Annotated in this window: 23 protein-coding genes; 19 read left to right on the top strand and 4 right to left on the bottom strand. The window is 35.8% G+C overall.

Annotation, left to right across the window (positions count from 1 at the left end; translation table 11 throughout):
* Positions 1 to 18 precede the first annotated feature (18 nt).
* The 3 genes from ABF633_RS03295 to ABF633_RS03285 form a co-directional block, all read right to left on the bottom strand.
* On the bottom strand, positions 19 to 2,403 hold the full coding sequence (locus ABF633_RS03295) for a heavy metal translocating P-type ATPase (RefSeq protein ID WP_415521992.1): 2,385 nt from the start codon (positions 2,401 to 2,403) through the stop codon (positions 19 to 21).
* Between the two features lie 13 nt (positions 2,404 to 2,416).
* On the bottom strand, positions 2,417 to 2,788 hold the full coding sequence (locus ABF633_RS03290) for an ArsR/SmtB family transcription factor (protein ID WP_415521989.1): 372 nt from the start codon (positions 2,786 to 2,788) through the stop codon (positions 2,417 to 2,419).
* 187 nt (positions 2,789 to 2,975) lie between these two features.
* The gene (locus ABF633_RS03285) at positions 2,976 to 3,554 is read right to left on the bottom strand and encodes a recombinase family protein (protein ID WP_415521987.1); all 579 of its coding nucleotides are present in this window, start codon (positions 3,552 to 3,554) and stop codon (positions 2,976 to 2,978) included.
* 401 nt (positions 3,555 to 3,955) lie between these two features.
* Here ABF633_RS03285 and terL point away from each other — a divergent pair, with 401 nt between their 5' ends.
* From terL to ABF633_RS03270, 3 genes are all read left to right on the top strand, one after another.
* Positions 3,956 to 5,665: a phage terminase large subunit gene (terL, locus tag ABF633_RS03280; RefSeq protein WP_415521985.1), complete on the top strand. Its 1,710-nt coding sequence runs from the start codon at positions 3,956 to 3,958 to the stop codon at positions 5,663 to 5,665.
* Positions 5,666 to 5,689: 24 nt separating this feature from the next.
* The gene (locus tag ABF633_RS03275) at positions 5,690 to 7,378 is read left to right on the top strand and encodes a phage portal protein (protein WP_415521982.1); all 1,689 of its coding nucleotides are present in this window, start codon (positions 5,690 to 5,692) and stop codon (positions 7,376 to 7,378) included.
* 65 nt (positions 7,379 to 7,443) lie between these two features.
* Positions 7,444 to 8,361, top strand: a complete 918-nt coding sequence (locus ABF633_RS03270; protein WP_415521980.1) for a phage minor capsid protein — start codon at positions 7,444 to 7,446, stop codon at positions 8,359 to 8,361.
* A 36-nt stretch (positions 8,362 to 8,397) separates the two neighbouring features.
* On the opposite strand, the gene ABF633_RS03265 is transcribed toward ABF633_RS03270, so the two are convergent.
* On the bottom strand, positions 8,398 to 8,565 hold the full coding sequence (locus ABF633_RS03265; RefSeq protein ID WP_415521978.1) for a hypothetical protein: 168 nt from the start codon (positions 8,563 to 8,565) through the stop codon (positions 8,398 to 8,400).
* 347 nt (positions 8,566 to 8,912) lie between these two features.
* On the opposite strand from ABF633_RS03265, the gene ABF633_RS03260 reads away from it, so the two are divergent.
* The 16 genes from ABF633_RS03260 to ABF633_RS03185 all read left to right on the top strand — a co-directional run bounded on the left by ABF633_RS03260 (position 8,913) and on the right by ABF633_RS03185 (position 19,538).
* A complete protein-coding gene (locus ABF633_RS03260) occupies positions 8,913 to 9,539 on the top strand; it encodes a hypothetical protein (protein WP_415521976.1) in 627 nt (208 codons plus the stop codon).
* Positions 9,540 to 9,612: 73 nt separating this feature from the next.
* Positions 9,613 to 10,488, top strand: a complete 876-nt coding sequence (locus ABF633_RS03255) for a major capsid protein (RefSeq protein ID WP_415521974.1) — start codon at positions 9,613 to 9,615, stop codon at positions 10,486 to 10,488.
* A 75-nt stretch (positions 10,489 to 10,563) separates the two neighbouring features.
* Positions 10,564 to 10,740, top strand: a complete 177-nt coding sequence (locus tag ABF633_RS03250; RefSeq protein WP_415521972.1) for a hypothetical protein — start codon at positions 10,564 to 10,566, stop codon at positions 10,738 to 10,740.
* Position 10,741: 1 nt separating this feature from the next.
* The gene (locus ABF633_RS03245) at positions 10,742 to 11,176 is read left to right on the top strand and encodes a hypothetical protein (RefSeq protein ID WP_415521970.1); all 435 of its coding nucleotides are present in this window, start codon (positions 10,742 to 10,744) and stop codon (positions 11,174 to 11,176) included.
* A 2-nt stretch (positions 11,177 to 11,178) separates the two neighbouring features.
* Positions 11,179 to 11,526: a hypothetical protein gene (locus tag ABF633_RS03240; protein WP_415521968.1), complete on the top strand. Its 348-nt coding sequence runs from the start codon at positions 11,179 to 11,181 to the stop codon at positions 11,524 to 11,526.
* Complete coding sequence (locus tag ABF633_RS03235; protein ID WP_415521966.1) at positions 11,510 to 11,980, top strand: hypothetical protein; 471 nt, start codon at positions 11,510 to 11,512, stop codon at positions 11,978 to 11,980. The genes ABF633_RS03240 and ABF633_RS03235 overlap by 17 nt, the downstream gene beginning before the upstream one ends.
* 21 nt (positions 11,981 to 12,001) lie before the next feature.
* Positions 12,002 to 12,358 (top strand): minor capsid protein, encoded by a 357-nt coding sequence (locus ABF633_RS03230; RefSeq protein ID WP_415522186.1) that lies wholly within the window; start codon positions 12,002 to 12,004, stop codon positions 12,356 to 12,358.
* 51 nt (positions 12,359 to 12,409) lie between these two features.
* The gene (locus ABF633_RS03225) at positions 12,410 to 12,838 is read left to right on the top strand and encodes a phage major tail protein, TP901-1 family (protein ID WP_415521964.1); all 429 of its coding nucleotides are present in this window, start codon (positions 12,410 to 12,412) and stop codon (positions 12,836 to 12,838) included.
* A gap of 79 nt (positions 12,839 to 12,917) precedes the next feature.
* Complete coding sequence (locus tag ABF633_RS03220; protein WP_415521962.1) at positions 12,918 to 13,211, top strand: hypothetical protein; 294 nt, start codon at positions 12,918 to 12,920, stop codon at positions 13,209 to 13,211.
* 29 nt (positions 13,212 to 13,240) lie between these two features.
* Positions 13,241 to 13,540: a hypothetical protein gene (locus tag ABF633_RS03215; protein ID WP_415521960.1), complete on the top strand. Its 300-nt coding sequence runs from the start codon at positions 13,241 to 13,243 to the stop codon at positions 13,538 to 13,540.
* Positions 13,541 to 13,621: 81 nt separating this feature from the next.
* Positions 13,622 to 16,207, top strand: coding sequence for a hypothetical protein (locus ABF633_RS03210; RefSeq protein WP_415521959.1), 2,586 nt, complete (start codon positions 13,622 to 13,624; stop codon positions 16,205 to 16,207).
* A complete protein-coding gene (locus ABF633_RS03205; protein ID WP_415521957.1) occupies positions 16,207 to 16,956 on the top strand; it encodes a distal tail protein Dit in 750 nt (249 codons plus the stop codon). The genes ABF633_RS03210 and ABF633_RS03205 overlap by 1 nt, the downstream gene beginning before the upstream one ends.
* A gap of 17 nt (positions 16,957 to 16,973) precedes the next feature.
* A complete protein-coding gene (locus tag ABF633_RS03200; RefSeq protein ID WP_415521955.1) occupies positions 16,974 to 18,692 on the top strand; it encodes a phage tail spike protein in 1,719 nt (572 codons plus the stop codon).
* Positions 18,693 to 18,710: 18 nt separating this feature from the next.
* Positions 18,711 to 18,920, top strand: coding sequence for a hypothetical protein (locus tag ABF633_RS03195; protein ID WP_415521953.1), 210 nt, complete (start codon positions 18,711 to 18,713; stop codon positions 18,918 to 18,920).
* A 125-nt stretch (positions 18,921 to 19,045) separates the two neighbouring features.
* The gene (locus tag ABF633_RS03190) at positions 19,046 to 19,351 is read left to right on the top strand and encodes a hypothetical protein (protein ID WP_415521951.1); all 306 of its coding nucleotides are present in this window, start codon (positions 19,046 to 19,048) and stop codon (positions 19,349 to 19,351) included.
* Positions 19,332 to 19,538, top strand: a complete 207-nt coding sequence (locus ABF633_RS03185; RefSeq protein WP_415521949.1) for a hypothetical protein — start codon at positions 19,332 to 19,334, stop codon at positions 19,536 to 19,538. The genes ABF633_RS03190 and ABF633_RS03185 overlap by 20 nt, the downstream gene beginning before the upstream one ends.
* Positions 19,539 to 19,553 lie beyond the last annotated feature (15 nt).

The following is a 19,553-nucleotide window of genomic DNA, read 5'->3' as shown; positions in this document are numbered from 1 at the left end:
TTTATTAACGCATATGTTTTATTTAATATTACCAACATTAAGAACTCTCATAGCATTCAATACTGCCATTACTGTAACTCCAACATCTGCAAAAACTGCTTCCCATATTGTTGTAACTCCAACTACTGCAAGTACTAAAAATATAAGTTTAACTCCCATTGCAAAAATTATATTCTGCCAAACAATTCCTCTTGTTTTTTTTGCTATTTTAATTGCAGAAACTATTTTTGAAGGTTCATCAGTCATTATTACAACATCTGCTGCTTCAATGGCTGCGTCTGACCCTAATCCGCCCATAGCAATTCCTATATCAGCTCTTGCCAGCACAGGAGCGTCATTTATACCATCTCCAACAAAGAGTAATTTTCTCCTTGGATTTTTCTCTTTATCAAGAATCTCCATTTTCTCAACCTTTTGATTAGGAAGTAGCTCTGCATAGAATTCATCAAGTCCTAATTGCTCTGAAACCTTGCTTGCTATTGACTTGCTGTCACCAGTAAGCATTACAGTCTTTTTAACACCTATTTCTTTTAATCCTTTTATAGCTTCTCTTGAATCTTCTTTTACTTCATCTGAAATAATAATATATCCAGCATATTCCCCATCAATAGCCACATGGACTACAGTTCCAGCTACATCAATGTTTTTGTAATTAACATTTTCTTTGTTCATTAGTTTTATATTACCTGCTAAAATTTCTCTATCTCTAACCTTTACTTTTATACCATGACCTGATATTTCATCATAGTTATTAATTTCATTCTTATTAATTTCTTTACCATATTCTTTTATTATTGATACTGCTATTGGGTGATTAGAATAACTTTCAGCATATGCCGCATATTCTAGTAATTCGTCTTTGGTAATACCATCTTGTGTATTTATTTCAGTAACCTTGAATACTCCTTTAGTTAGTGTGCCAGTCTTATCAAATACAACTATATCGGCATTGTTAAGTGCTTCAAGATAGTTGCTACCTTTAACTAATATACCTTTCTTTGATGCTCCACCGATACCTCCAAAAAATCCAAGTGGTATTGAAATAACCAAGGCACATGGACAAGATATAACTAAAAATGCTAATGCTCTATACAGACATTCAGAAAAAGTAACACCTTCTACTACTAAAGGAGGTATTACTGCCAATAAAACTGCAATAATAACTACTACTGGAGTATAGTATCTTGCAAATTTTGTTATAAAATTCTCTGTTGGAGCCTTTTTACTACTTGCATTTTGAACTAAATCCAATATCTTTGTAACTGTAGATTCTCCAAATTCCTTTGTAACTTCTATTGTTAAAATTCCATTTTTATTAATAAAACCACTTAAAACTTCATTTGGAGCTTCTACTTCACGAGGAATGGATTCACCTGTTAATGCTGATGTGTCGAGCATTGATTTACCCTCCACTACTTTACCGTCAAGTGGAACTTTTTCTCCTGGTTTAACTACAATGAAGTCTCCTACTTTAACATCATCAGGAGATACTCTTTGTAAATCATCTCCTACCTTTAAGTTAGCGTAATCAGGTCTTATATCCATAAGAGCAGTAATAGATTTTCTTGAACGATTTACTGCTATACCCTGAATAAATTCTCCAACTTGATAGAATAACATTACTGCTACACCTTCTGGATATTGTTTAATAGAAAATGCACCAATTGTGGCTATACTCATTAAAAAGTTTTCATCGAATACTTGACCTCTAGTAATATTTCTTAATGCCTTAAGCAGTACCTCACCACCTACTAAAATATAGCTTATAAAGAATAATATAAATTGTATAGTTTCTGATGACTTAAATAGAAATGCTATAGCAAATAATAAACCTCCCACTATAAGTCTTATTAATTCTTTTTTATTGTCTTCATTTTCTGTAACAATTTCGTTTTCACTATTATTTTCACTTGACTTTTTAGTTGAGCTATCTTCAATAACTACTTTTACATCTGGCTCTAATCTGTTTACTATCCCTTTAATTTCTTCATATATTTCAGTTAAATTTCTTTTATCATTGACTTCTATTAACAACTTTTTTGATACAAAATCCAAGGAAGCTGACTTCACTCCAGTAATATTCTTAACCTTTGTTTCAATTTTTGAAGCACAATTTGCACAATCTAATCCCATAAGTAGAACTACTTTTTTATCTGATTTAGTTATAACCTTTTCTCTTACAACAACATCTGGTTCAAATTTATTTACTATTTCATTTACTTTCTTGAGAATATCTTGAAAATCATTGGCATACTCTGTTTCAATTGTAAGTGTTTTATTAACAAAGTTCATAGCTGATAAATTTACACCTTTTATTTTACCAACTTCTGTCTCGATTTTTGAAGCACAATTTGCACAGTCTAATCCTTCTAATATAAGTTCTTTTTTGATTTTTGTACTCATTAGATTTCCCTCCTTAACTTTCTTCTTTTACATGAACTAATCCTTGGTTTAATATTAACCTTATGTGTTCATCAATTAATGAATAGTAAACAACCCTTCCTTCTTTTCTTAGTTTAACTAATCTTGATTGCTTTAATACTTTAAGTTGATGTGATATTGCAGACTGGCTCATTTTTAACAAAGCAGATATATCGCAAACACACATCTCTGACATAGAAAGAGCGTCTAATATTTTTATTCTTGTACTATCACTAAAAACTTTATAGAATTCAGCAAGATTATATGAGGTATCATTGTCAATCATATTAGGTTTAACTTTATTAATAATATCATTGTGTATGATAGTACATTTGCAAGTTTCAAATTCCACATTTTTGTTATCCATATTTACCTCCTTTATACACTATATGTGAATATATGCTTATATGTTCATACCTTCATATGTAGTATATAATGAATTTATATAACGGTCAACTAGTTTTGGTTAATATTTATACTTTAAATTTCTCAATTATCTAATACAAAAAGAAAGAGCCAGTGTGCCTATCATAGACAAACCAGCTCCAAGACTTCTAAACCTCCGCCAAAGCCAACTGCTCCTTACGCTCTTTCAACCTTCTAAACAGTGTCGCTCTGGAAACTCCAGTATTTTCACATATTTTATTCGCTGACATTGTGGCAGATTCAAATAATTGTACTGCGAAGTCTAACTGCTTATTCTTCACTTTCTTCCTACCCATTTTTACTCCCTTACTGACTGCCACAGCTCTTCCTTCTGCTGTACGCTGTAGTAATAGGTTTCTTTCAAATTCAGCTATACCACCAAGTACGGTTAACATCAATTTACCAGCGGGAGTGGAAGTATCCAACCAGCCTTCATTCAGTGACTTTATATCTGCTCCCTTGGCAGTTATTTTCTCCACTAATTGTAACATATCTAAGGTACTTCTGGATACTCTGGTCAATTCTTTAACGATAACTATGTCGCCAGCCTGTAGCTCTGTTAACATCTTCTGCAATTCTGGTCTATTAGTGTTCTTCCCAGATAACTTTTCCTCGTATATCTTTTCTGCTCCAGCTTCCTTTACCGCAATTATCTGTCTTTCCAAATTTTGTTCTATAGTTGATACTCTACAATACGCTTTTTTCATGTTTATACGCTCCTTAATTTTAGTTTGTCATATGTATGCCCTGTGTGACTGTGAGAGGGCTTCTGACGCTAATTTGTACTATTCAGAGTGTATTTACTCTATTGGTATTTGATGTGCCTTAAATAACACTTATACGCTATATAGGATTTGTGCTATTCTATGTTCTTATTATATACGGAAAAGGGTAATTTGTATATAAGTAATTACTGGTAATTTGGTTGTGAAAGATTGCAGAGGTCGGCGGGCAAGTTTCTTTGGATATGATGTGGTAAATATTGCTTTTAATTGAGTTATAAAGGTTACAGCTAATTTTTCTTTTGTCTGAATGTGGTAAATATTGGTGGCAAATGGTTAGAAAGTTGAACAGGTATAAAGATTATATTTTGGGGGAGGGAATTACTTTGTTCAACGATACAATGCCAGAAAATATTCGTACAAAATTACAGAAAATTGAGGATTCTATCCACAAGATAGCAGATGAAATAAAGACTGGGGAATATTCTCCAGAAGAAGCACAGGAGCTTTTAGAAATTGCCAGAGATTTAAAGACACAATACAGGATACTTAGATGTGAATATGATGTTTTGTATTTTGCCTATGAGTATTTTTCAGATAAGAAGAATCCAGATAATGACAATAATTTAATTCCCAATGGTGCGGGGATAGAAGAAGCTCCAGACTTTCATGAGGAACTTTGTGGGATACTGGATAGTTTGAATACAGATATTACTAAGAGAATTGCGTGGTCAGTTCCCAGAGGTCATGCTAAGTCGGCTTATTTGTCTAATGTTTTCCCAGTACACCAGATAGTATATAAGAAAAGAAAATATATGTTGATTGTTTCCGAAACTGACAGCATGGCTCAAAAGTTTGTTGAGTGGGTATCTAACCAGTTGAAATACAATGAGAAGCTCCGAGAAGATTTCGGGGTTCTTTTGCATGAAAATAAAACAGCTAATGAAAAAGATAACCAAGAAGAATTTGTAACTACTAATGGTATCAAGGTTCAAAGTGCTTCTATGGGTAAACAGCTTAGAGGTGCTAGATATGGAGCTTACAGACCAGATTTAGTTATTCTTGACGATTTGGAGAGTGCTAAAAATACAAATACCAAGGAACTTAGGGAGAAAAATCTACATTGGTTCAATTCAGTAATTATGCCAATTGGTGACATTACCAGAACAGCCTATATTTACATGGGAACTTTGGTTCATGGTCAAGGATTACTTCCAGCGGTTCTTGGTAGGTCGGATTTCCGAGGTAAGATTTATTCGGCTATTGTAGCAGAGCCAGACAATGCGGGGCTGTGGGAAGAGTTGGAGAAGATTCTACGCAATCAGGAAAATGACGACAGGGAGCATGACGCAGAGGTTTTCTATTATGCAAATAAAGAGGAAATGGACAAGGGAGTAAAAACACTATGGCAAGACCGCTTTCCTTACTATGAGCTTATTAAGATAAAAGTCAATGTTGGTTCAAGAGCTTTTGGTTCAGAGTATTTGAATAAACCTACAGATGATGAATCAGCAATCTTTAAAAGTGGATATCTACAGTATTACGAAGATAAAGACCTGTTCTATGCAGATGGTAGACCTATGAATTTAGAGGTTTATGGATTCTGGGATATAGCAATAGGTAAAAATTCACGCTCTGACTACAACGCTATCATAACTATTGGTAGAGATAAGCGTACTGGAATACTTTATGTACTTGACGCTTGGGTAAAAAAAGTTCCTATGCATGAAGCTTTAGAAGTAGTTATTAAAAAGATTGAAGAGTATGGACATAATGCTTTTGGAGTTGAAACAGTACAAGCCCAGTACGATATGTACCGCCAGTTAAGAGAGCGGTTAATAAAGAAAGGATACTACAAGACTAGGGTATTAGCTGTAAATCCTAAAGGCAGAAAAGAAGATAGGATAGAGCAATTAGAACCTTTGGTAGAACAGGGAGTAATTAAGTTTAAAAGGTCGCAGAGATTGTTGTTAGAAATGTTAGAACAGTTTCCTAACCACGATCATGACGACGCTCCAGACGCTTTGGCTTCCGCAGTAGAACTAGCTGGAAAGCAGAGGAAAAGAACTTATTACAAGAAACCTACTGGAATGTAGGTATTTTAAGGAGGATAAAACACAATGGCAAAGTTTAATATAGATAGTTTTTTAAAGAATTTATCCAGTGCAATACCGACATTCAACTTGGGAGCTACGGAAAAAGATTATGCTACACCAGAAGGAGAAGTAGGAATTTCGCTTACACCATGTTACTACTTTAATTCTGGGAAAATGTATCCACCTGTGGAGCATAGAGAAAGAGTAGACCGTTATAAAAGGAATAGGAAGCTCTTTAAGGGCGAACATTTCGAGGTTTTCAAGGATTATAAGGGAAGCAAACAACAACAAGACCTATTATATATCAGCACGAATATTGCAGGAGTAATCTGCAAGAAATCGGCTGATTTTTTATTTGGTGAAGCTGTACAGGTTAAGGCGGGTAATGGTGACAGCTCTCCAGAGCAAATGGCTTTCGATAAGTTTGTGGATGAAAATGGCTTGAATATACTAGCTTATGAATCAGCTCTTGCCAATGCCTACAGAGGTGATAGTTTCTTTAAGGTTAGATACGGTCAAGAATATGGTGGTGAGTTACCAAAAGAGCTTGACGCTCCAAGAGTAATTATAGAGCCAGTAAATCCAGAACATATATTTCCAGAAGCTTCTATATATAACAAGAATAAAATAGTAGCTTATCACATTGCAGTACCAGTCTTAGTGGAAGTGGATGGCGAAGAGTGCTGGCAGTTATTTGTTGAATCTCACTATGCTGGAAGAATAGAGTATAGAGTTTACAATATTAGTGTTTTAGAAACTAGATTTCATGGTGGGTTCACAGAAGTAACTAGCTGGAAAATTGAGGATGAAATACTAGAAGCTCAAAATGTAGTAGTTACAGGTGTTCCGTTGCCTTTAATAGTTCATGTTCCTAACCTTTCTACTGATGATACATGGGAAGGGCTGGACGATATTTCAGAGCATATCTCCATAATGGACGAGATAAACAATAGACTTACGCAGATAGCTGATATTTTAGACAAGCACAGTGACCCAGCAATGGCAGTACCAAGCGGTATTCTGGGTGAGGATGATGAAGGTAATCCAACATTCCATGTACAGCGTGACAAGGTATTTGAGGTTATGGGCAAAGAAGATGTTATTCCACAATATATTACTTGGGATGGACAGCTTCAACAGGCTTTCACAGAGCTTGATAAATTGGTTGACCTTCTATTGACTACAGCAGAAATACCAGCGGTGGCATTAGGTAAGCCAGATGGTGGCGGTACAAGTGGTACTTCTGGACTGGCTATTAAGTGGAGAATGAATAACTTGTTAGCTAAGATTAACAGAAAAAGACAATATTATACTAAGGGCTTGAAGGATATATTTGTGATTGCACAACTATTGGAACAGGCTGTGGGTATTGCTGATTATGCACTTACAGTACCACAATTAGTATTCCAAGATGGACTTCCAAAGGACAATGCAGAGGAAGCTACAGTTATGAATATTAGAACTGGTGGAGCTAAGACATTGAGCCAGAAGTCAGCTATTATGAGAATGGAAGGCATGACAGAAGAACAGGCTCAATTGGAGATAGAAAGAATCAATGAGGAAGCTCAACAGGCGGTAGACAGGATGGCTACAGTTGATGGCTCTATATTCAATGATACTTCTACGCACGCAGAAGGTAGCCCAGTTACAGATGAAGCTAATCAAGACCTAAGTAAAACAGGAACAAAGAAGGATACCACAGGGGAAGAGTAAAATCTTCTCCTTTTTATTTTATATGATGTCCCATTTTAGGACACCATTTTTAAGGGGGAAGCCAAATGAGTATAAATGTCAGACCTTTAATTGTTGAAAGTAATTTAAGAGTGATTAAGGCTTTTGAAAAGACCTATACAGAAATAGCAAATAATCTTTCTAAGTCTTTGAGCTACAATCACAATCCAGAGTTTACCGTTATAACTATATATCTAATTTATAAATACTTAGACCATAAATTTGAAGAGCTTAGAGCGGATATACAAAACACAGTAAATGACGAAACAGACTACCTGTATTATTTGGGCTATGGGATTGGATTAATGTCTTTCTATGATTCCACTGGTACGAGCTATACTGTGAAATCTGTATTAAAAGAAGTTCCTAGTTTAGTAGATAGAGAAACACTGGTACAGATAAAAAATGTTACTATGGCAGATTTGCTACAGGTCACTAGGAATACCGAGCTGTCCATAAAACAGTTTATAAGAGATACCATGACTAAGCACCTCAATATCAGAAACCTACAGAATATGGGCAGAGAGGATTTATATAAAAAGCTTATCAGTGACTTAAATGGAACTAAGCTCCAGCAAGCGGTAAAAGATAATATGATTGCTATTGTAGATAAGGCTGGTCGAAGGTGGAAAGTTGATAACTATGTAGAAATGGTAGCCAGAACTAAGGCACAGGAAATAGTTACAGATGGCATGAAAGAATATGTCAACAATAATGATGGTCATGGAGATTTAGCAAGGATTCCAGTTAATCCAGCAACAGTTGACGCTTGCCTAGATTTTGAGGGCTTAATTATTTCTATGACAGGAGCTACAGAAGGTTACAAAACATATGCAGAGTTAAAGCGAACCAACTTAATTTTCCATCCAAGTTGTCGCCATACACCTATTCCATATCATAGTTACAATGATATTCCAGCAGATGTATTAAACCGCCATGAAAAGGTAAGTAAAGGGCTAGAGTAGGGACTTAATTTAAAGCCCTACTTTACTGTTTATCTGTCAACTTTTTCTTACTTTTACTACCAAACTTAATGCCAAACCTATTTCATCCGCAAATGGAATCGGGTCAGGAATTAGCATATCTGCAATAGTAAGTATAACTGTAAGCGGTGTAGGTAAAAACACTCCGATTAAAAAGGTGACTACAAATACTATCAAGCTTAGCATATTTTAATTCCTTTCTAAGAAAATATATAATTTCACATACATTAATTCTACACAATATATGAAAATCCTTCTAATTGTTCATAAATATTCAATACTATTGTAGTTTTCTGTAAATAAAACAATTAAAAGGTTGTAAATATATTCCAGTAAAGGGCAAGAGGGTGAAACAGGGTAGCCATAGGAGGTAAAGCTTGTATTGACGGATACAACGCTCTCCTTCTTCCCCCACCCAATTATAGCGGTTCGGTTTGATACTGGACTGCTTTATTTTGGTTGTGGCAGGAAGATACAAAAATGAAAGGTGAGGGGATTAAATAGTGAAAGAAAAAGAATACAGTTTAAAAAATATGAACTTACAGTTATTCGCTGAAAGCACTCCAGAAGGTGGACAGGAAACACCTCCAGCTACAGACCCAGTGGAGAAAGTAGAAACGACACCACCAGCAACAGAAGAGCCAAAAGCGGAGGAACAACCAAAAACTGATGATGTATACAAGAGCTTACTAGACAAAATCAATAGCCTAGAAGCAAAAATAAATGAACCAAAACCAGAACATAAAGAAGAACCTAAACCAGCAGAGGAAGTTAAAACAGATGAAAAGAATGAAGAAACTCCAAATGCTGATTTAGACGCAATTCAAAAAGAACTTAACCAAGCTAAAACAGACGCAGAAACTAAGAGTAACTTGGTAACTGAATATGAGGGAATTTTGAATAGCATAATCGAAGCTAAGTTGTCTGAAATACCAGAGGACTTAAAAACTTTAGTTCCAGAAAACTTACCATTAAAGGAAAAATTGGACTGGATTACTAAGGCTGAAAAGACAGGTATTTTTAAGGGCAAAGACACTGATATTGAAATTGGTAAACCGTTAAATCCAAAGGATACTAAACAGCATACCGATACTTCCAAAATGAGTGCTTCTGCTTTAATGTCACTAGCTTATGGAAACACAAAAGGTAAAAAGAAATAATACGAACACTACGCTCTGAATTAACAGGGCTTTTTTTATTGCAAAAAATAAGAAAACACAGGAGGAATTATAAATGGCAGTAACTTTAGTAGAAAGTGCAAAGCTTTCCCAAGATATGTTACAAAAAGGTGTTATCGAAACAATGGTAAGGACTTCTGCTGTACTTGAAGTGCTACCTTTCATGGAAATAGTAGGTAATGCTTATACTTACAATCAAGTTTCTACATTACCAACAGTTGAATTTAGGGATGTAAACGCTGGTTACACAGAAGCTTCCGCTGGATTCACACAGAAAACAGCTACACTTGTTATGCTTGGTGGAGATGTAGATGTGGACAAATTCATAGCAGAAACAAGAGGTAACATAAATGACCAAAGAGCTATCCAGACTGAATTGAAAGCTAAAGCAGTAGCAGAGAAGTATACAGCAACATTCTTCTACGGTGATGTAGCAGTAGATACTAAGTCTTTCAATGGTTTAGCTAAATATGTTACTGGTGGACAAGACATTCAAGTTATCGACAATACAAATGGTGCTTTAGTTTTAGAAGATTTAAACAAATTAGTTGACGCTGTACCTCATGGTGCTGACGCATTATTCATGTCAAGAGGTTGCAGAAGAATATTAATGAATCTTCTACAGAACAACCAGCATTATATTGAAACTTCTGTAGACGCTTTTGGTAGACCAGTTACTATGTACGCTGGAATCCCTTTAAGAGTTTGCGAGGACGCTGTAATGCCACAACAGTCTAGTGCATACGAAATATTCGCTGTAAAACTTGGTGTTCTTTCTGATGTATCTGGAATACAAAACGGTGGAGTTAGAGTTACAGATATCGGAGAATTAGAAACTAAGCCAGTTTACAGAACTAGAATTGAATGGTACACAGGTTTAGCAGTATTCAATCCTTTATCAGTTGCAAGACTTAAAGGAATAAAGAAATAGTATCACCTAATGGGGAGTAGAGGGCTTATGCTCTTCACTCTCCACTTTTTTTATTATCTGAAAGGGGGAGCATAAATGGTAAAGGTGTTTTTAAGAAATAAAATGAACGCTAGACTAGGTGGAGAAATGTTCTATGCTGGGGTAGCGGAATTTGAAGATAAAGAAGAAGGTATAAAATTCGCTGAAATGTATTACTTGAAATATGAAGTAGTTGAAGTAGAAAAGCCTAAGAGAAAAAGGGCGGTGAAATAGCATGACTGATGAAAGATTCGCATTAATAACAGCATATATTACTGACAACATATACCATAGTGAACAATGGAATGAAGCAACGGAAGCACTAAGAAAAAAGGCAGTAAATAACAGTGCGGCTACCTTGCTAAATGTACTTAAAAAGTATTACACCGTTGAAGCAGATATTCCAGATGATGTGATTGCACACCAGACCATATGGTTTATGAGGATAGATGATACTTTCCTTAGAGCTGAAATGGGAGTTACTTATATTCAAATGTCTGGCTTGATGATTACTATTAAGGATAAGGATAGAAGTATAGCTCCATATGTTCTTGACGCATTAAAAATAACTCCAGACGCTTTAACTGGTGGAGTATCCAGAAGAAAGGTTGGAAGTTATTCTGGTAGAACAATAGGTACTCCAGACAGCCTCATGAGAAGGGAGCAGTAGTTATGTTAGGATGGATACCAATGAATGATATAGCTACTGTTTTGTCACAGACAGGAAATGTAGACCGCTGGGGAAAACCCGTCCTAACTGAAAGTTATACTGGAAAATGTCAGATAAACTACAATACTAATCTGGAGAAAATATCTGGCTTGGATGGGTTCACTTCTATTATGTCCGCTACCGTACTTTTCAAAGGCTTTGTTATGGCGAAGGATGGAGATTATATACAGTTTACTGCTGCTAATGGATTGACCAACAAATACCAAGTTATAGATGTTTTCTATTTTAAGGATTATGTTGGAAATATAATGGCTACAAGGGTTGTGGTTGGTAATGGCAAAAGGGCTTAAAATTGAAGCAGTAGGACTGGAAATGTTCAAAGATGTAAATGAGGTAATATTTGGAGCAGTTGAAGATTGTATGTCTGATATAAAGGACGACGCTGTTAAGGTTGCTTCTGGTTCTGCCCCAGTTGACACAGGAAAACTTGAAAAGTCCTACTATGTTAGAACAAAGAAAGTACCGCTTAAAAGGTGTGACTTCTCACTGTCATTTAGAGCTATGAATGGGAACTTTAATTATGCTATCTGGACTAATGATGAAACCTACAACTTAGGTGCTAGGTCACGAATGAAAAGACCAGCTAAAGGCAGATTTATGAAGGATACTCCAAAGGTCGGTACTGGATATTTAACTAATACTGTGGAACTTTCAAGAGAGGGCTGGGCTAAGTTTATACAGGAAAATGTAGCAAGAAAAATGAGAGCTTCAATCAGAAAGAACAGCAAAAGAAAAAGTAAATAGGGGGTGTGCCAGTTGAAACTAGTGGAATTGACTGACTTCATACAGAACACTTTATTGTTACCAGCGTATCCGTTACAGTTTCCATACAATATTGAAACAGAAAATTTAGTAGCTGTGGATATTATAAACGGTGATTTTACTGGTGATGTAAAAGATATGAATATTCAGCTAATGTACAGAAGTGAACACCCAGAAACAGCAGAGGAACTAGCCAACACACACATTGAATCCCTTCACAATATGACTAATAAAACTGCTGGAGTATGGCAAGTTATTCTAATTCAGTGTACAAGTCCTAATCCGTTTTTCAATGGATTGGATGAAAATAACAAATATATCTATGCCGTAAATTACAGAGTTTTAGCAAGTAAGTCCTAAATAGTGGGCTTTTTTTTATTGCCCAAAAATATATAAACGGAGGTTTTATAAATGGCAAAGGTAGCTGGAGTTGATGTATTACTAAAGATTAAAGTTGCTTCCACTATGACTGCTTTAGGTGGTCAAACAGGAGCTTCACTTTCTAGGTCAGCGAACACTATAGACACTACTGATAAAAATAGCGGTGGATGGGCTGAAAGCATGGCTGGAGTAAAAAGTTGGTCAGTTGACTGTGACGCATTTGTAGTTTTAGGTGACGACGCATTGGAAGCTTTACACACAGCTTTTGAAGATAGAGTTGCTATTGATGTGGAAATAAGAGTTGGAGCTAATGACAATGCAGATGGTTACACTTACACTGGAAAAGTTGTTATTACTGACTTCCCAGAGGATTTCCCACAGGACGACGCAGTTTCAATTTCTTTAAGCTTACAAGGTGCTTCACCATTAGTAAGAACAGTTGGAACAGTAACACCTTAGTAATATAAAACTGGTGCTTTGGTAGATTGTGCCGATAAACAACTACCACAAAATTATACTTAGGGGGAAGAAAATAATTATGGCAAGTAAAATAGTTGTAGTTAATTTAGATAAGGAAAGACATTTAAGATTTAATTTAAACGCATTAGTATTATTGGAAAAGGAAACTGGAAGAAGTATGTCCGAACTAGTTCCAGATGAAAAGTCTGGGAAAAATGGTTTTGATATGGAAATGTTAAGAGCATTACTATACGCTGGACTTAAATGGGAAGATAAAGACCTTACTATTGACGCAGTAGGGGATATGATAGATTTCGACAACATGAATGAAGTATCAGAAAAACTAGGAGAAGCAATGGAAGGGGTAAAGTAGTAGCGGGTTTATCTACGGAAGAAATAGAAATGTTCGGTTTAGCTTATTGTAGGTTGGACTATGAGTATATGTATGAAGTGGATATAAACATTTTGGCTGTACTCATTAAAGCCGAGATAAACAGAGAAAAGCATGAGAATGACTTGACTATGCAAAGACTGGCTTGGCAAACAGCTCTACTAATGAACGCTACTGGAAATTTCAAAAAGCCTGTAAAGCCCGCAAAACTCTATTCTCCAGCAACACAGCAAAAGAAAAAAGTTACTGTGGAAAAGAAAGAAGATATAGAAGCAAAAAGAGCCGAATTGATGAAGAGGTTCAACATATAAACACACAGGGGAGGTTCTGGGATTAATTTCTTAGAGCTTCCCCTTATTTTTTGGTATTTGAGAAAGGAAGGGATTAAATAAATGGCAGATGAAAAGGTAAATATTAATGTCGAAGCTGACACCGAACAGGCTACCTCCGCTTTTGACCGACTGAAAAAATCAATGTCCAATCTGGGTGACACTATAAAGAAAAATACTGCTGAATCAGCAAACAGCTTTAATAACATGATGAACAACATAGGTAAGAGTATCCAGAATGGTTCAGAAAAGTTGAATAAGTTCGGTAAGGGTACTCAACAGCTAGGACAAGACCTATCCAGTGCTGGGCAGAAAATAGCTCTATCCGTTTCTACTCCGCTTTTAGCAATAGGTAAACAGGTAATAGAGCAAGGTTCTAATATGCAAGCTTTTGAAGCTACTTATAAGCAGTCAATGAAAGGTATGGCTTCTGTTGGTGACGCTTTTGCAAAGTCCTATTCTAATGTTGCTGGCATTACAGAAAATCAAGTTAGACGACAGATTCTATCCTTCAATCAATATGGTAAGTCAATGGGATTCTCACAGGAAGAAGCTTTAAATTTCAGTGAGAAGATGGTACAGCTTACCAATGACTTAGGAGCTTTCACAGATGTCCCATTTGATGAAGCTACAGACAGAATGAAAAGTGCTTTAATGGGTAACTATGAAGCGGTGGACAAATTAGGGCTTTCATTTGGTGAAGCTACCATAAAACAAGAAATGATGAAGGAAGGTTTAAAGGGTCAATTCAGTGACTTAAAGGAAACTCAAAAGCTTAATTTATTGTATAACCTAGCAGTAAGACAGGGAGCAGACGCAATGGGTCAAGCTGGTAGAGAATCTGGTCAGTACCAAGCTAAAATGATGAAGCTTAAGGGTGTATTGCAAGATTTAGCTAAACAGGTATTTGATGTTATAGCTCCTTCTGTAACAGACACACTACAGAAATTAACAGACTTCTTAAAGAGGTTACAGCAGTTATCTCCAGAGCAAATAAAGTTCTATGTAAATATTGCTAAGTGGGCTATTATCCTACCTATTGCTACAACTTATTTAGGCTACTTGATAGAAGCTATAGGAAGATTAATTGTAGTTTCTAGCGGAGCTATGAGGGGTATTGGTTGGATTGTTGCTAACATTGGATTGCTACCTACAGCTATAGGAGTATGGGCTTTAAATATACAGAAGTATGCCCTAATAGTTGTGGGTGCTTTTAAGACCTTGGCTACAGGAATAGCTACAGCAATGAAAGCTACATTTAGTGCGGTATTCTCCCCAGTAGGACTTATTATATTGGCTATAGTTGGTATTGCTGTGGCAGTTTATTTCATTGTAAAATACTGGGATGAAATTAAGGCTTATACGCAACAAGCATGGTCGGCTATAAGGGATTTTTTCGGACAATTATGGACTGATATAGTAGCAATATTTGACCAAGCCAAAACAGCCATACAGCCAATAATTGACGCTATAGGTGCGGTTATTACCAGCATATTTACTAAGTACATTTTACCATTCTACACACAGTATATTAAGCCTTTTGTAGATACCATAATATACCTTGCACAGATTATATACTACGGACTTTCAGTAATTGCTATGGCTATCGGTGTTGTACTTGCTCCAGTGGTTGCCATCATAAGTGTAATTGCCAAGATTATATTTGTAGCTATCATGATTGTAGTTGATGTATTTAAGGTTCTTTGGCAAGTAATAGTGTTTGTTGCGAATTTGATAGGAGTTATTCTTGGAGTTCTGGCTACAGCATTTTTAGTAGTATTTGGAATAATTTCAACTATAGTGCTGGCAGTAGGTAAGGTAATCTGGTGGGTAATTTCTGGAATTATAGTACCTATTCTGGAGTTCCTAATGATTATATTTGCTATCATCTTTGTTCAAGTATTAAAGGGCTGGTGGAACGCTATAAAAATTATCTTTGGCTATGTCATGGATTACATTAAAGTGATGGCTAGTGTCTTTATGTGGTTATGGAATAACGCTATAAATCCCGCTCTACAGTGGATTGTACAGGGCTTAAAGTGGCTGTACGGAATATTCGCCCTAATATTTGCACAGATGGCTCAAAATGCTATTGCTTTCGGTAATGGTGTACTTTCAGTTTACAACAAATATGTAAAACCATTCTTTGATTGGATATTAAGCGGATTAAAAACTCTGAATAGTAATTGGAACTCTATCTGGAGGGGCTTTGGTAGTGTAGTTAGTGATGTTGTTGGCACTATAAGGAGAGCTTGGGATTCAATAATCGGAGCTTTCAAACTTCCGCACTTTAAAGTAAATGGTGACTTTTCAATTATGCCACCTAAAGTACCTTCATTCTCTGTAGATTGGCACGCAAAGGGTGGTATATTCAATAAACCTACTCTTCTGGGTAATGGCTCTCATGGAGTTGGTGAAGCTGGAGCAGAAGCAGTATTGCCATTAACTTCCGCTGTACTTGGCGGAATAGGACAAGGAATTGCAGAGGTTATGCCAGACAATACAGGCGGCGACGACAACGGTGGTGGCGGTGGTGCTGTAATCACTGGAAACAACTTCTATATAAGAGAGGAAGCCGACATAAAGAAAACAGCACAAGAATTGTATAGATTGGAAAGACAAAACCAAAGAGGAAGGGGTAGAAGATAATGGCAGATTTTAAAGTAACTTTTAATGGATTAGATATACCAAGTTTTATAAAGGTTCGGACAGTAGATTTTGCTGTCCTTCCTTCTATTACTCACAGTTTTAAACAAATTGCTGGAAGAATCGGAGCTATGGAAACAGGTACTTCTATAGGTTCAAAGCCACTAAAAATGAAAATCCTTATAGTACCAGAGGATGGGAAACCACTTACTGAAATGGCTAGAGAACTTGCACTATGGGTCAGAGGAAATAATTTTAAGACCTGTGAGCTAGTTGTTTCAGATGATAAACAGGTGACATACCAAGCTAAAATAAATACCAGTATTGATATAACAGATTTAATATTTGCTGGAGAAGGAGAGCTGGAGCTTATAGTACCTAGCGGAATGGCAAAGGGTATAGATGTGGATGAAACCGTTACTTTTTCTACAGGTGGCGGTTCTTTTATGTTGGCTTATAATGGTACAGCTCCTTCACAGCCTGTAATAACTTGGACACCTTCTTCTACAGCAACCACAACTCTTACTCTTACTTGCGGTGATAATACAGTTTCTATTACAGGTACTTTTACCAATGCTGCTCCTGTGATTATAGATTGTAAAAACAGAAAGGTTACTGTAGGCGGTACAGTTAATCAAAAGGTGATAAATTTTAGCACTAAATGGTTAGAGTTTGAAAGCCGAGGAACATTTACCATTTCAGTAGATAAGGCTGGAAGCTATGCGGTAAGTTATTCTGAATACTGGCTATAAGAGAAGGGGGAAATAAGTTGGTATTTTATGTATTAAATAGAGATGAAGAAATAGTAGCTGTTCTAGGTAATACCAATCCAGAGAATCCAGTGATAAGCAGTGCTGTAGTTTCGGAACAGCAAAATGATATGTATACTTTGGATATGTCTATAAATGGAGCAGTAGATGAATCCGAGTTTGTAATTGAAGAAAACTACCTAGTATTCCAAGACCTTTTAGGAAACTGGCAGATGTATATAATTAGAAAAGTTGATGAAGAACATGGGGAAGAGCATACCAAGTCAATCCACTGTGAACACTGTTCGCAAGAGTTATTTGACGAGGTATGCTTTTATCAGATTACAGGAACAACATATACACCCTCGCAGTTATTAACTTCTGTGTTGAATGGCACTAGATGGGAGGTAGGGGCAGTTGATACAGTGACCACCCACCCAGCGGTTAATGAAACGATATATAAATCTGTTCTTGAAGCAGTTTATCTTACAGCAGAAGAATACTCATTGAATGTACAATTTAGGTTAGTTATTTCTGGAAACCAGATTACTCATAGATATGTAGATTTAAAAGCAGTTGTTGGCAAGGATAATGGGAAGAGATTTGAATATAGTAAGGATATAGAAAATGTAAAAAGGGAAGTTGATACTTCTGAAATAAAGACCGCAGTAATTCCAAAGGGAGCAGAAGCAAGCGACGCAGACAACGCACCATTAATAGATATTACTTCTGTGACTTGGACAACTCCTACTAATCCACTGAATAAACCTAATGGACAGCTTTACTTAGAGAATACTACAGCTACAGCACAGTGGGGATACAAGGGAACTTCTGGTAAAAGACCACGCTACCATTATTACGAAAACTCTCAAATGAAAACACCAACGGATTTAATTAATGACGCTTATAAAGTTCTAATGGAACTGTCTACTCCTAAGATTACCTATACTGTAGACGCTGTGGACTTATACGCTATGACTGGTGATGATAACTTTGAATTTGAGAGCGTAGTTACTGGGGATATAGTAACAATTATTGACCATGAATTTAAACCAGCTCTCACACTGTCAGCTATGATTATTTCCAGAAAAGTAGATTTGCTAGAGCCTGTGAATACTACTATAGAGCTTGGAAGCTTTAAGATTATGACAGACCAAGAAAAGAATAGACAGTTTAACCAAGTTACTACAGAGAAAGCTAATAAGTCTACTGTAAATGCCCAGATTTCTAATGTTAATGGTCAGCTTGAATTGAAGGTTGAGGAAGGTGATGTAAAGTCTATAATTTCCCAAAGTCCTACAGAAATAAAAATAGGATTCAATAATATAAATAACAATGTTTCCATTACTCCAACAGATGGAATAAAAGTAAATCACAGTGATGGTTCTTATACCAAAATGAGTTCTGGTGGTATTGAAAGATTTATTTCTGGTACAGGACATAAGTATCATTTCTTATCTAATGTAGGAACTGCTATAGTACCAGATGACCAAGTATTTATTGTAATCCAATTGCCAGATGAATTTAAAAACAAGAATTTTAGTGTAATTGTACAGGCTTCTAGTCTACAAAACAATACTACTGGATTTGCACTGAAAACATTCTTTGTACAAGCAGATACTTTTGATTATGGCAATGCTACTTTTCATATATACGGAGCTTGTTATGCTACAGAAATAGCTAATCCAGCCAATGCTCCAAAACTAGATTTCGCTGTTACTTATATGGTTATTGCATAGAAGGGGGAAATAACTAAAATGGAAAAACTAACTTTATTTTATTTGAAAGATACTGGAGTAATTAAATATTACTGCACAGGTGTTCAAGATATGAATTACTTTGGAGATAATAAGAGTAAAAAAGAATTGACCATTGACTTTGTAGTTGTAGATAATAACAGGGCGATTGTAGACAATAAAGACAATTTTTATATAGATTTAGAAACTAAAGAGTTAAAAGAAATATAAAACAGGGAGCTTCGGCTCTCTTCTTTTTTTTATGTAAATGTTGTGTTGTAATTCCATAGTTTGCCAAGTATAGAAAGCGACAGCAAGGGGTTCACTCCCTAAACAATAGAATAAGGAGGTTCACTATGAATTTAAATGAGCTTTTGCTTAGTCCTGCTGTTTGGGGAGTTATTGGTTCAGTGATAACAGGATTTGTAACTTACCGAACAACGACAAGTAAGAACAATATAGATTTATCAATTAAAAGAGAACAATTTATAGACGCACAATTACAGAAACTATTTACTTCATACCAGAACGAGATAGCAGAAATGAAGGAAGAAGTTAAGGGATTGGTTGCTGAAAATAAATTGTTAAGAGAAGAAGTAATTCAATTAAAAGGAAAAATAGTTGAAATGGAGGGTCATAGAAATGTTAAAGAAAATAACTAATTTAATAGAAGTAAGAAAATTGATGGCTTTGGGGATTACAGGTTTATTCATATTGTTAGCAGTTTTAGGAAAGATTGATACAAAGTTGGTAGAGTATGTGGTGACTTCTGTAATAGCTTTTTATTTCGCTAAGTCTACAGCTTTAGAAGGAGCAGTAATAAAGAGCGAGAAAACATCAGATAACTAATAAGGAGGTAAGGAT

Source organism: Clostridium sp., assembly GCF_047718555.1.
Lineage (GTDB): Bacteria > Bacillota > Clostridia > Clostridiales > Clostridiaceae > Clostridium_I.
The sequence above is the reverse complement of the archived record's forward strand: the minus strand, read 5'-3'. Positions and strand labels throughout refer to the sequence as shown.